Origin of the sequence: Sphaerobacter thermophilus DSM 20745 (genome assembly GCF_000024985.1) — a bacterium.
In the GTDB taxonomy this organism is placed as follows: domain Bacteria; phylum Chloroflexota; class Chloroflexia; order Thermomicrobiales; family Thermomicrobiaceae; genus Sphaerobacter; species Sphaerobacter thermophilus.
In genome coordinates, this window is sequence record NC_013523.1 from 687,480 (window position 1) to 699,549 (window position 12,070).

General features: G+C 69.0%; 13 protein-coding genes. 9 read left to right on the forward strand and 4 right to left on the reverse strand.

Annotated features, from left to right (window positions below):
• Positions 1 to 3: 3 nt before the first annotated feature.
• The 5 genes from STHE_RS03060 (at position 4) to STHE_RS03080 (ending at position 3,902) form a co-directional block, all read left to right on the forward strand.
• Positions 4 to 420: a secondary thiamine-phosphate synthase enzyme YjbQ gene (locus STHE_RS03060; protein WP_012871101.1), complete on the forward strand. Its 417-nt coding sequence runs from the start codon at positions 4 to 6 to the stop codon at positions 418 to 420.
• Positions 421 to 424: 4 nt separating this feature from the next.
• Complete coding sequence (locus STHE_RS17745; RefSeq protein ID WP_012871102.1) at positions 425 to 802, forward strand: helix-turn-helix domain-containing protein; 378 nt, start codon at positions 425 to 427, stop codon at positions 800 to 802.
• A gap of 75 nt (positions 803 to 877) precedes the next feature.
• Positions 878 to 1,759, forward strand: a complete 882-nt coding sequence (locus STHE_RS03070) for a sulfurtransferase (protein WP_012871103.1) — start codon at positions 878 to 880, stop codon at positions 1,757 to 1,759.
• 101 nt (positions 1,760 to 1,860) lie between these two features.
• Entirely contained in the window at positions 1,861 to 2,790 is a 930-nt protein-coding gene (cysK, locus tag STHE_RS03075; RefSeq protein WP_012871104.1) for a cysteine synthase A, read from the forward strand.
• Between the two features lie 122 nt (positions 2,791 to 2,912).
• A complete protein-coding gene (locus STHE_RS03080) occupies positions 2,913 to 3,902 on the forward strand; it encodes a GerMN domain-containing protein (RefSeq protein ID WP_012871105.1) in 990 nt (329 codons plus the stop codon).
• 85 nt (positions 3,903 to 3,987) lie between these two features.
• On the opposite strand, the gene STHE_RS03085 is transcribed toward STHE_RS03080, so the two are convergent.
• Together STHE_RS03085 and recD2 are read right to left on the reverse strand one after the other, a co-directional pair.
• Positions 3,988 to 4,404 (reverse strand): endonuclease domain-containing protein, encoded by a 417-nt coding sequence (locus tag STHE_RS03085; protein WP_012871106.1) that lies wholly within the window; start codon positions 4,402 to 4,404, stop codon positions 3,988 to 3,990.
• A gap of 212 nt (positions 4,405 to 4,616) precedes the next feature.
• A complete protein-coding gene (recD2, locus tag STHE_RS03090) occupies positions 4,617 to 6,830 on the reverse strand; it encodes an SF1B family DNA helicase RecD2 (protein WP_012871107.1) in 2,214 nt (737 codons plus the stop codon).
• 202 nt (positions 6,831 to 7,032) lie between these two features.
• Here recD2 and STHE_RS03095 point away from each other — a divergent pair, with 202 nt between their 5' ends.
• Positions 7,033 to 7,629, forward strand: coding sequence for a hypothetical protein (locus tag STHE_RS03095; RefSeq protein ID WP_012871108.1), 597 nt, complete (start codon positions 7,033 to 7,035; stop codon positions 7,627 to 7,629).
• A gap of 232 nt (positions 7,630 to 7,861) precedes the next feature.
• Entirely contained in the window at positions 7,862 to 8,437 is a 576-nt protein-coding gene (locus STHE_RS03100; protein WP_012871109.1) for an HDIG domain-containing metalloprotein, read from the forward strand.
• Positions 8,438 to 8,547: 110 nt separating this feature from the next.
• On the opposite strand, the gene STHE_RS17750 is transcribed toward STHE_RS03100, so the two are convergent.
• Together STHE_RS17750 and STHE_RS03110 are read right to left on the reverse strand one after the other, a co-directional pair.
• A complete protein-coding gene (locus tag STHE_RS17750; RefSeq protein ID WP_012871110.1) occupies positions 8,548 to 9,267 on the reverse strand; it encodes an HAD family hydrolase in 720 nt (239 codons plus the stop codon).
• Positions 9,264 to 10,712, reverse strand: coding sequence for a bifunctional folylpolyglutamate synthase/dihydrofolate synthase (locus tag STHE_RS03110; RefSeq protein WP_012871111.1), 1,449 nt, complete (start codon positions 10,710 to 10,712; stop codon positions 9,264 to 9,266). Before STHE_RS03110 ends, STHE_RS17750 begins: the two co-directional genes overlap by 4 nt.
• 176 nt (positions 10,713 to 10,888) lie before the next feature.
• Between STHE_RS03110 and STHE_RS03115 the strand changes: the two genes are divergently transcribed.
• Both STHE_RS03115 and STHE_RS03120 read left to right on the forward strand, forming a co-directional pair.
• Entirely contained in the window at positions 10,889 to 11,635 is a 747-nt protein-coding gene (locus STHE_RS03115) for a Crp/Fnr family transcriptional regulator (protein ID WP_012871112.1), read from the forward strand.
• Positions 11,636 to 11,746: 111 nt separating this feature from the next.
• Positions 11,747 to 11,977, forward strand: coding sequence for a DUF1858 domain-containing protein (locus STHE_RS03120; RefSeq protein ID WP_012871113.1), 231 nt, complete (start codon positions 11,747 to 11,749; stop codon positions 11,975 to 11,977).
• Positions 11,978 to 12,070 lie beyond the last annotated feature (93 nt).

Genomic DNA, 12,070 nt, shown 5'->3' on the forward strand with positions numbered 1-12,070 from the left:
TGCGTGGTTCGTACGGAGCGCTGGGAGATCCAGACGCGTGGCGGCGGGGAAATGCACGACCTGACGCCGCGCGTCGAGTCGGCGATCGCCGCGAGTGGGTGCCAGGACGGCATCGTTACGGTCTTCGTGGCGCATACGACGGCCGCGGTGGCGATCAGCGAGTTTGAGCCGGGGCTGATCGAAGACTTCCCGGCTATGCTGGAGCGCTTGATCCCCGCCGACCAGGGATACCGCCACGACGCGATCAACCGCGACGACAACGCCCACAGCCACCTGCGTGCGTCGCTGCTCGGGCCGTCGCTCACCGTGCCGTTCGACCGTGGGCGGCTCGCGCTGGGGATCTGGCAGCGGATCGTCCTGATCGACTTCGACACGCACCCGCGGGCGCGGCAGGTCGTGGTGCAGGTGCTGGGCGAGTAGGCGGATGGGCGAGCGCGGGGAGTCCTACCGCGAGGCGGTTGGCGCGACGATCCGCGGGCTGCGCCTCACCCGGGGTTGGTCGTTGCGCGACCTCAGCCAGGCGTCGGGTATCTCCGTACCCTACCTGAGCGAGATCGAGCGGGGGCGGAAGGATCCGTCCGGAGCCGTCCTCGCGCAGCTTGCGGAGGCGTTAGATCTGTCGCTCGGTGCACTGCTCTGCGAAATCGGTCGCGCGATTGACGCGAGCTACACCCCGGATGGGGCCATGTCGGCCCGCCAGGAGCTCCGAGCGGCGCTGGAAGGCCTGCCGGAGGAGGACGTAGCGGAGGTGGCGCGCTTCGCCCGCTACCTCCGGTGGCGCCGGGAACAGGACAGCGGTTAGGGGGCGCCGTATACTGCGGACGTGATCACGGCCCCGTGCGGAAAGGTGGCGCGAGCAGTGGAGAGGGAGGGGTCCATGTCCTTCTCGATAGACCGGAGCCGGGTGCTCGTCAGCACGGCGTGGCTTGCCGGGAACCTGGACAACCCGACGGTGCGGATCATCGATTGTCGCTACTATTTCGAGGGTCCCTCGGGCCGTGAGGTGTACGCCGAATCCCACATTCCGGGGGCGGTCTACCTCGACTGGGTGGCCGACCTGAGCGACCCGAACCACCCGGTGGATTACATGATGCCGCCGGCCGAGCAGGTGGCGGCGGTGATGTCCCGACTGGGGGTCGGGGACGACACGCTCATCGTGGCCTACGATGACGAGGGCGGACACTACGCCTCGCGCCTCTGGCTCATCCTGGCTCGGTACGGCAAAGAGGGACAGATGCGCATCCTCGATGGTGGCTGGACGCGCTGGGTGATGGAAGAGCGACCGGTGACGATGGAGCCGACCCCGTTGCCTGCACCGGCGACCTTCACCATCGACCCCGCTGCAGAGCGGCCGAACATCATTGCTACTCTCGAGGACGTCATGCAGGCGCGGGAGAGCGGGAGCGCGGTGATCCTCGACGTGCGCCGGCTGAGCGAGTACACCGGCGAGGAAGTCCGCGCCAAATACGGTGGGCGCATCCCCGGTGCCCTGCACATGTTCTGGCAGGAGAACCTCAACTGGGATGGCGATCGCACCTTCATCCCGGTGGACCGCATCCGGGCACGACATGAAGCAGCGGGGGTCACGCCGGACACGCCGGTCATCACCTACTGCCAGGGGGCGGTGCGCGCCGCTCACGCCGCACTCTCGCTCTGGATGAGCGGCTACCGCAATGTGCGGGTCTACGACGGCTCGTGGGCGGAGTGGGGCAACCGGGACGACGTGCCGATCGCCACCGGCCCGGCGGACGAGGCCTGATCGCTCCGGGGCCCGCATCCTGCAGGAATTGCAACCAGCGGGGCGCCGTTGTAACCAGCGTAGGTGGCTTGCCCAAGAGGGGACGTGAGAGGGAACGCAGGATGCGCATTGCCCGCGATGCCACGGAACTGGTCGGCCGGACGCCGCTGGTACGGTTGAACCGGGTCGCGCCACCTGGCGCCACGATCTGGGCGAAGCTGGAGATGTTCAACCCCGGCTTCTCAGTGAAGGACCGGATCGCGCTCAACATGATCCGGGACGCTGAGGAGCGCGGGTTGCTGACGCCCGACACCGTCATCATCGAGGCGACCAGCGGAAACACCGGCATCGGTCTCGCCTGGATCGCCGCAATCCGCGGCTACCGGTTGATCATCACCATGTCGGCGCGCAACAGCCCGGAGCGGGTGGCGTTGCTGCGGGCGCTCGGGGCCGAGGTGATCCTGACCCCGGCCGATCAGGGCACTCCTGGCGCGATCGAAGAGGCCAACCGCATCGCCGCGAGCCTGCCCAAGACCTTCATGCCCCGTCAGCACTGGAACCCTGCGAACCCTGAGATCCACCGCCGCACCACCGCGCTGGAGATCTGGGAGGACACCGACGGGCAGGTCGATGTCTTCGTTGCGGGCGCCGGAACCGGTGGCACGATCACGGGCGTAGGGCAGGTGCTCAAGCAGAAGAAGCCGGGCGTGCGGATCGCGGTCGTTGAGCCGGCCGAGTCGCCGGTGCTGGCCGAGGGGCGGCGTGGCTCGCACGGCATCCAGGGAATCTCGCCGGGCTTTGTGCCGGAGGTACTCGACCGCGAGGTGATCGACGAGGTGGTGTTGATCTCCACCGAGGAGGCGTTCGCCATGGCCCGCCGGCTCATCCGCGAGGAAGGGCTGCTGGTCGGCATCTCCAGCGGCGCCGCGGCCGCGGCGGCAGTGCGGATCGCGGAGCGGCCGGAGAGCGCGGGGCTGAACATCGTGACCCTCTTCCCGGACCTGGCCGAGCGCTACCTGTCGACGCCCCTGTTCCAGCAGCCCGAGAACTGAGCGGCGTTCGCCGCCAGGAGCCGCCGCGAATGCGTCGAGCCAGCCATGTATGACTCCACGTCCGGCGCGCGTTAAGGGGGTGAGCGCAGATGCGCTCACGGCGCGCAGTGAGAGGGGATACTATGGTACCGGCTCGGTTCTCTGCCACGGCATCGATGCCGCGGGGGCGACGTGTGCTGGTCCTGTTCATGGTGCTGGGACTCGTCCTCGCGGCGTGTGGGAGTGCGGAGACGACTCCCACGCCGTCGGCTCAGGAGCCGACGGCGCCCACCGGCGGCGCACCGGCGACGAGTACGCCAGCCGCCACAGAGTCTCCGGCGGCTACTCCGGAGTCGACTCCGGAGTCGACCACGATCCCGGCGTCCCCGTCTCCGGAAGCGTCTCCGTCCCCAACCGCAGAACGGCAGGTCAACGTGTACTTCATCCGCGATGAGAAGATCGCCGCGGCGCACCGACTGGTCCCGGGCTCACCGCGCCCGGCCACCGAGGCGATCCAGGCACTGCTGGCGGGCCCGACCGAGGCGGAGCAGGCCGCCGGGATGTCGACGGCGATCCCGGAGGGGACCACGCTCAACGGCATCACGATCGAGGGTGGGCTGGCGACGGTGGACCTCTCGGGCGATTTCGAGTCCGGCGGTGGCAGTTTCTCGATGCTGGCGCGACTGGCGCAGGTGGTCTACACCCTGACGCAGTTCCCGACCGTGGAGCAGGTGCGGTTCGAACTCGACGGGCAGCCGGTCGAGGTCTTCAGCAGCGAGGGGATCGTCCTGGATCAACCGGTCAACCGCGCAGCCTATGAGGACCTGACCCCGGCGATCCTGGTCGAGACCCCCGCCTTCGGCGACACGGTGTCGGGGCCGCTCCAGGCGTCCGGCACCGCCAACGTGTTCGAGGCCACGTTCCAGATTGAGATACTCGACGAAGCGGGGAACCAGTTGGCCCATCAAGTGGTGACGGCGACATCCGGCAGCGGTATGCGCGGCACGTTCGATGTCACCATTCCCTTCGAAGTCTCCGAGCCTGGATCGGGCACAGTCGTCGCCTATGAACTCTCGGCCAAGGACGGCTCGCGTATCAACGAGGTCCGGATCCCGGTCGAGTTCCAGCCGTAGGCCGGGGACGGCCCTCACCCCCTGACCCCCTCTCCCAACTTTGGGAGAGGGGGAGTGTTCTGCTCGTCACCGGTCGGCATGTGGTTCAGCCTGGGGACCGAGGCTGCTCGAGCGTAGCGGCGGGGTGGTCCTCTGTGATGAGCGCGGTGAGGCGTTGCAGGACGCCATCGAGGTCGCACAGGACCTCCTCATTGCGGAAACGGACCACGTGGTAGTGGTACTGGGCGAGGTGCTCCGTCCGCGCGGTGTCGTAGTCCCGGCGCTCATGGTGCACATCGCCGTCGACTTCGATGATGAGCCGCAGGCTGGGACAGTAGAAATCGACGACGTAGGGGCCAAGCGGGTGCTGCCGCCGGAACTTCAACCCGTGGAAGCTCCGCCCGCGCAGCGCCTGCCACAGGGTAGCCTCGGCCGGGGTCTGGGTGCGCCGGAGCTGTCGCGCCGCCGCATTGAGCGCCTGCGTCGTGCCCCGCACCCGACCCGTCGACGTGTTCCGCCGCACGCCGCGCCTCCCGGTTCTCGCGCGATCCCCGGCAATTCTTCACCACGCAGGATAGGACCATCATCGTCGCCCTTCACCTCCTCGTCAATCCCCCCTCTCCCAACGTTGGGAGAGGGGTCGGGGGTGAGGGCTCTCTCCCTCACTCCCGAGAGCCTGTCCTGAGCGGAGCTAAAGGGTGGTGGGCGGGGTCCGGGGTGAGGGGCGTACCGACATCAGGCAAGCGAGCGGAGGCGTTCGGCGAGGGCGGTGTAGCGGCGGGCGATGCGGTCGTTGCGCACGGCGATCGCGATGGCACGGGGCTGGGCGACGAGCACGACAAGTTCCCGGGCGCGCGTGATGGCGGTGTACAGCAGGTTGCGCTGCAGCATCAGGTAGTGTGCCGTCAGCACAGGCATTACCACGGCACGGAACTCCGATCCCTGCGCCCGGTGGACCGAGATGGCGAAGGCGTGGCCGAACTCGTCCGCCTGGGTGAACGGCACGTCGACCGTGCGGCCGTCGTCGAGTGCGAGCCGGAACCGCTGCTCAATCGGGTCCAGGCTCTGCACGTAGGCGAGATCGCCGTTGAAGACCTCGAGTTGATAATTGTTGCGCAGGGCGATCAGGCGGTCTCCGGTGCGGATGAGCCGCCCGGCCGCCCGCGTCTCCAGCTTACCGGGCGCGGCGGGGTTGAGCGCCTCTTGAAGCAACTCGTTCAGCCGGCGGGTGCCCGCTGGGCCGCGGTTCATCGGGCTGAGGACCTGGATCTCGCCGGGGTTCAGCCCGTACGCGCGCGGCAGCCGCTCCTGGACCAGCTCGATGATCGTCTCCGCAGCCCGCTCGATGACGTCGGGCCCCTCAGGGAGGCGCAGCACCGCGAAGTCGCGGATGTCCCGACCCCACTGCGGCATCTCGCCGTGGTTGATCCGATGGGCGTTGCGGACGATGGCGCTCTGCTCGGCCTGCCGGAAGACCTCGTCGAGCCGTACCACTGGCACTGCGCCACTGTCGATCACGTCGCGCAGGATATTGCCCGGGCCCACCGATGGGAGCTGGTCGACATCGCCAACGAGCAGCAGGTGCGTCCCCGGCTCGATCGCTTTCAACAGCGTGTTGCAGAGCGCGACATCCAGCATCGAGGCTTCATCAACCACGACCAGGTCCGCCGGGAGCGGGTTCTCCTCGTTGAAGAAGGCGGCGCCGCCGGGCTGGAGCTTCAGGAGCCGGTGGATCGTCTGCGCCTCGCGCCCGGTCACCTCCGCCATGCGCTTGGCGGCGCGGCCGGTCGGCGCGGCCAGGATGACGCTGGCGCGCTTGGCCCGCGCCAGCGTCACGACCGCGCGCAGGGTGGTGCTTTTCCCTGTCCCCGGCCCGCCGGTGAGGACGGTCACGCGCTGGGTAAGGGCGGTGCGCACGGCCGCGACCTGTTGTGCGGCCAGGGGTGGCATGCCCTGCGTGTGGTGGAGCCAATCGAAGGCGCGCTCCCAATCGACGCTCTGGAAGGCGGCCAACCGGTCGTCATCGGCCGCGGCGAGCCGGGAAAGTCGCCGCGCCACGGCGATCTCGGCGCCGCCGAGCGCGCTGAGGTAGACCGCTTCCACCCCGTCGTTCGCTTCGACGAACACATCCCGCGCGGCGACGAGATCCGGGATCACGGCGTCCACCTGGGCCGGGTCGCAGCCGAGCAGTTCGGCGGCGGCTGTCACCAGCTCGTCGCGGGGGAGGTACACGTGGCCGTCGCGGTCGGCGGCCTGGGAGAGGACGTAGCGCACACCGGCTGCGAGCCGCCCCGGGTCGTCGTGGGGGATGCCCAGCGAGCGGCCGATCGTGTCGGCCGTCTTGAAGCCGATGCCCCAGACATCGCGCGCGAGCCGGTAGGGGTCGGTCTGGACGATGTGGAGGGCGTCGTCGCCGTACTCGCGGTAAATGCGCACCGCCAGTCCGGTGTGCACGCCAAGGCTCTGGAGCAGGACCATCACGTCCTTGATCGCCCGCTGCTCGGCCCAGGCGGCGATGATGGCCTTGATCCGCTTCGGCCCCAACCCGCGCACCTCGCTGAGTCGCTCGGGCTGCTGGTCGATCACGTCGAGGGCTTCGGCGCCGAAGTGCTCGACGATGCGCCGTGCGGTGACCGGGCCAACCCCTCGGATGAGCCCGGAGCCGAGGTACTTGCGGATGCCCTCCGTCGTCGCCGGGAGGATCGAGCGGAAGCCCGTCGCCTGGAACTGGCGTCCGTGCTGTGGATGTGTGGTCCAGAATCCATCTAGGTGCAGCGTCTCGCCGGGATTGACCCCGCCGAGTTGCCCGACCACCGTCACCTCGGCACCGCGCCGGGTGGTTACCTTCAGAACCGTGTACCCGTTGCTCGGGTTCTGGTAGGTGATGCGCTCGACCGTGCCTTCCAGCTCCGCCGTGGGAGGGGATGGAGACGAGGACGTGATGGCCATGCTGCTCTCTTCTGGTGCTGGACCGCCGGCTGGAGGCGACGTGGCATGTGTCCGGCCGGGTTTCCTGCCATAATTCTACCTGGTAGGGGCCGGACCCTGGCCGGAGGATGGCGGTTTCCCTGGCGTCGCGCCGCGAAATCCGGTAGGCTTGCGTCGTGGTTCCGACCCCATGTGTGCGTGGTTCCAATGTAAGGAACGCTCTGTGTGGATCGTCGTCCCGCTGATCCTTCTCATGTCGTGGCGGACGTGCCGCAGCCTCGGCCAGGCCATTAGCGAGACCGCGGCCTGGGCGGCCGGGTATCTCGGTACCGCGGGCGTCATCGTCATCGCGAACTGGGGCAACATCGACATCATCCGAGACCGGCCGGACAGCCCCGGCTCGGCGCTCGCCATCCTGGGCGGGTTCGTCGGCATGGGAATTAGCCGCTACCTCTGGAAGCGGCGCGGTGGGCACTTGAACCGAAAGCCGAACCGCTGGCTCCAGGCGGCGTCCCGCTCCGTCCAGGCAATGCGAGCGACCCCAAGTGCCAATGGGAAGACGCCTGCCTCGGCGCGTAAGCCAGCCCCGGCCAAGCAGCCCGCCGCCACCACTACTGCACCCGTCGCGCAGGCGAAGAGCACCACCGCCAAGCGGAGCACCGCTCCGCGCTCGGGAGGGGCCATCGAGTCGACGGCGCGCGAGTTGGGGCGGAACCCCAACGTGCGCAAGGCGATGAGCAACCGCTGGGTGCGCGGGTCGGTGCGCGCCATCGGCGCCATGCTCGAGCAACCTGATCCGAAGAAGCGGCCGCAGCGCTAGCAGCGGGTCAAACCATCGCGCACACGATGCAGGCGTCGGCCAAGGCCGGCGCTGTACTGTGCCGGGCGCTTCGTCCCTCCCACCATGGTGTTCTTCTCTGACCGGCAGATCCGCCGGCTGCCGCGCGGCAGGGATCGCACTCCGTGCGGAGGCGGGGGCGAGACTCGGTCGGCTGGTATAGTACCGGGCGGCATGAGGACATCCCGGTAGGTGGAGGGAGTGAGGAGACCTGATGGATCGCGCAGAAGCCTGGCAGCTCGTCACCGAGTACACCACACAACCGCATCTGCTGCGCCACATGCTCGCGGTGGAAGCGGCGATGCGGGCCTATGCCGAGCGCTTCGGTGAGGATCCGGACCTCTGGGGCCTGGTCGGACTGCTGCACGACTTCGACTACGAGCGCTACCCCGACATCAGCGTCGAGGGTCATCCCGTAGTCGGCGCGAAGATCCTGCGTGAGCGCGGCTGCTCGGAGGAGGTGGTCCGCGCGATTCTCAGCCATGCCGAGGACATCACCGGCGTCAAGCCCGAGAGCCTCATGGAGCGGACCCTGGTCGCGGTGGACGAGTTGACCGGCTTCCTGGTCGCCGTCGCGCTGGTCCGGCCGACCAAGAGCATCCTGGATGTCGAGGTCAAGAGCGTCCGCAAGAAGTGGAAGGTCAAGGAGTTCGCGGCGGCGGTCAACCGGCAGCAGATCGAAGAGGCGGCCGCGGCGATCAACATGCCGCTGGACGAGCACATCCAGGTGGTTCTCGACGCCATGAAGGCCAATGCCGAGGCGCTCGGCCTCGAGCGAAAGGTGGCGTGAGGGGAGAGGATACCCCTCACCCCCAGCCCCTCTCCCACAAGGGGAGAGGGGGGAGATACCCACTGCGCACTACGCAGTACGGGTGACGCATGACGTATGACGCATAACGGTCACTCGCCGGTGAGCGTGAGGAGGGCGTCGACCACGCGGTCGGTGTCGGTGAGGTCGGGCAGGACGACGTCGGCACCGGCCTCTCGCAAGGCGTCTTCCGCGTAGCGGCCGGTAGCCACGGCGAGCGCCGCGGCGCCGCCTACATGGGCGCAGCGCACGTCGTGTGGTGTGTCGCCGACGATGACGACCCGGTTCGGCGGGAACGGCGCGCCGTAGTGTGCCTCGGCCCGCTGAATGGCAAGCGGCAGCAGGTCCGGGCGCTCCTCCACGTCGTCGTCACCGAAGGCGCCGATGGGGAAGAAGTCGGCCAGGCCCAGCCGCCTGAACTTGATCTCGACGATCGGCCGTATGCCACCGGTAAGCACGCCGAGGGCGAAGCGCGGGTCGGCGGCGACCCGGTCGAGGAGGGGACGGATACCCGGAAGCAGGTCGTGGTCGCCGCTCCGCCCGCCCCAGGCCGCCCGGTAGAGCTCGGCCCCGGTTTCGAAGATGGCGGCCAGGGTGCTCGGCGGCACTGCGGGGTCGATCCCGGCGGCGGCCAGGACGCCGCGCACGAGCTGGCGGTCCAGCTTGCCGTCCATGTCGAGGTGGAGGATGCTGACGTGGGCCGCGGCAGGGAAGACCGCGTGGATTCCACGGTCGATCGCCTCGACGTGCGCCGGGTCGCCCCGCTCGATGAGGGTGCCGTCGACATCAAACAGCACCAACCGCCGCGTCATGTCCCAGCCCTGCTTCCGCTCCCGTTGTTCGTGTGACCGCTTCGCTGTGGCGGCCAACTGCTGCAGGCCAGCACGATATCGTCTCCCCGGTACCAGTGCTCGCGGACCGCGCCGACGAGGTAGAGCGAGCCGGTAGCCACGATCTCGTCGTCGGGGGTCGCCCGCTCTAACGCCGCCACGATCGCATCGCGTGGTTCGGCTACCACCTCGGCCGGCCTGCCTGCCGCCATGATGGCGTCCGCCAGGACCCGGGCGTCGGCCGCGGCGCGCTGCGTTGCCATCGGGGTGGTCACGATCACCTCGTCGGCCGCCTCGGCGACGAGGTTCGCCATGGTCAGGTAGTCGTGGCTGTCGAGCGAGCCGAAGACGACGATGCGGCGGCGCGGGCGTCCGAGCCGATCGAGGTTGCGCGTCAGTGATGCCATCTTCGCCGGGTTGTGTGCGCCGTCGAGGACCACGCGGGGACGCTCCTGCACGACCTCCATGCGCCCCGGAAAGCGTGTGGCGGCCAGCCCGGCCGCGATCGCGGCATTGTCGATTGGCCCGCGCGGGAGATCTCCCAGCGCGCGGGCTGCCGCAATCGCCGCGGCGGCGTTCGCACCCTGAAACTCCCCCGGCATCGGGACGTGGAAGACCGTGCCGCTGGCGATGTCGAGCACCTGGGTGCCGGTCGCGTCGCTGGAGAGAACACGGAAGTCCCGCTCGGGCACCAGGTGTGTCAGCGGCGCGCCCTGTTCTTCCGCTTCGTGCCGGATCACGTCAAGCGCGGCCGGGTCGTCCACCGTGGTGATCGCCGGGCGGCCGGGCTTGATGATGCCTGCCTTGTGCCAGGCGATCTCGGGAATCGTGTGCCCCAGGGTCGCGACGTGGTCAATGCCGACCGAGGTGATGACGGCCACCTCGGAGCGGACGACGTTGGTGAGATCGAAGCGACCCCCGGCGCCGACTTCAATCACGGCAAATTCGACGCGCTCCTGGGCAAAGGCCCACAACACCAGGGCCAACCAGAACTCGCCGTATGTCAGACGCTGGCCGCCGGACCGCGTCCACTCCTCCATTGCAGCGGCCACGTGCTCGACGTAGTCGGCGAAGCGGTCTCCGGCGATGAGCCGCCCGTTGATCTGCAGTTTCTCGGTTTCGACCTGGAGGTAGGGAGAGATGTGCAGCCCGGTGTGGTAGCCGGCCGCGTGCAGGATCCCGGCCAGCATGGCGGCGGTGGAGCCCTTGCCGGACGTGCCGCCGATGTGCGCGATGCGGTACCGCTCCTGGGGGTTGCCGAGGACGGACAGGAAGGCGCGGAGCCGCTCCATACGTGCTCGTGCCCTGGCCCGTACCTCCTCCATCGGGGTCCCCGGTGCCGGAGTCGGCGGGGCCTGGATCAACCCGTTGATGAAACCGGCTGCCCAGTGGTAGCGGGTCAGCGCCGTCGCGCCCGACGCCGTCATGGTTTGTCCCTCGCTCTTCTCTCCCCCGTCGCTTGCCCGCCGCGCCGGGCAGCGCGACAATTCTAGCAGTCGGGCAGAAACAGCAGACATGTCCGGTGCTGCTGCACTGCCGGCGAGCACGGGGCCAGCCTGCTCGGGCACCGCCCACGTGGCCGCCGGCACGGGAGTCCACAGCGATGCGCCAGAGCGATGATCCCCGACCCAATGGCTGGGACGCCGCCCGCCGAACCGCGTTCCTCCCCTCAGTTCGCCTGTTCCGCGAGCTGCCCCCCGAGGCGCTGGCCGCCATCGCCTACCGCCTGCGACCACGGCCGCTCGAGGCGGGCGAGTTCGTCTTCCTCGCGGGCACTCCTGCGGCGCATGTCAGCCTCCTGGCCGAGGGGCGGATCAAGATCATCCGGGAGACGGAGGACGGACGTGAGGTCATCCTCCGGGTGATCCAGCCGGGGGAGATCTTCGGCGGCGCCGGCATCTGGGGTGAGGCGGTCTACCCGGCGAGCGCCGTCGCCCTCGATGCAGGTGTTGTGCTGCAGATGCCGGTCGGGGATTTCTCTGCGCTGATCGGTGAACATCCTGATGTCGCCCTGGCGGTGATCCGGGAGCTGGCGCAGCGCCTCCGGGAGGCAGAGGCGCGCATCAGCGAGTTGCAGACCGAGCGGGCCGAGCGCCGCATCGCGCGGGCGCTGCTGCGCCTGGCCAGCAAGACCGGCGTCCAGACCGAGGATGGGGTTGAGATCGGGCTGCGGCTGACGCGCCAGGATCTGGCCGAGCTGGCGGGGACCACGTTGGGCACCGCCAGCCGGACGCTGAGCGCCTGGGATCGTGCCGGGCTGATCATTGCCGGGCGGGAGCGCGTGGTCATCCGCGAGATGCACCGGTTGGTCGCCCTGGCGGAGGACCTGCACGAACTGGAGAGCGAGTGAGGCGGGCAGCGAGGGCCTCCTTGCGCAAGCGCAAAGACGCTGTGCGTGCGGCGTGTCAACCTGTCAGGGACCCCGACACGCGTCGTGGGCGTACTCGGGCTGGAGTGTGACATGACACCGGCTGACGCATCGCTGATCGGTCCCGACACGAACGTGGAGGCCCTGCTCGACCGGTTCCCGGTGGCGGCGACCGTCTTCCTCCGCCGCCGAATGCACTGCGTCGGTTGCAGCATGGCGCGCTTCGAGACCATAGCCGACGTGTGCGCCATCTACCGGCAGCCGCTGCAGGCGATGCTGGCGGACTTGAACGCCGCCGTGCGCGGCGGGGCGCACGCGGGCTGACCGGACTGGTCCCCGGCGGCCATGAAGCGCATGACGGTCCAGTTCGCGGTCAGGAGTTTGCGGGATCAGTGCTCAGGGCGCCGGGGATGTTGT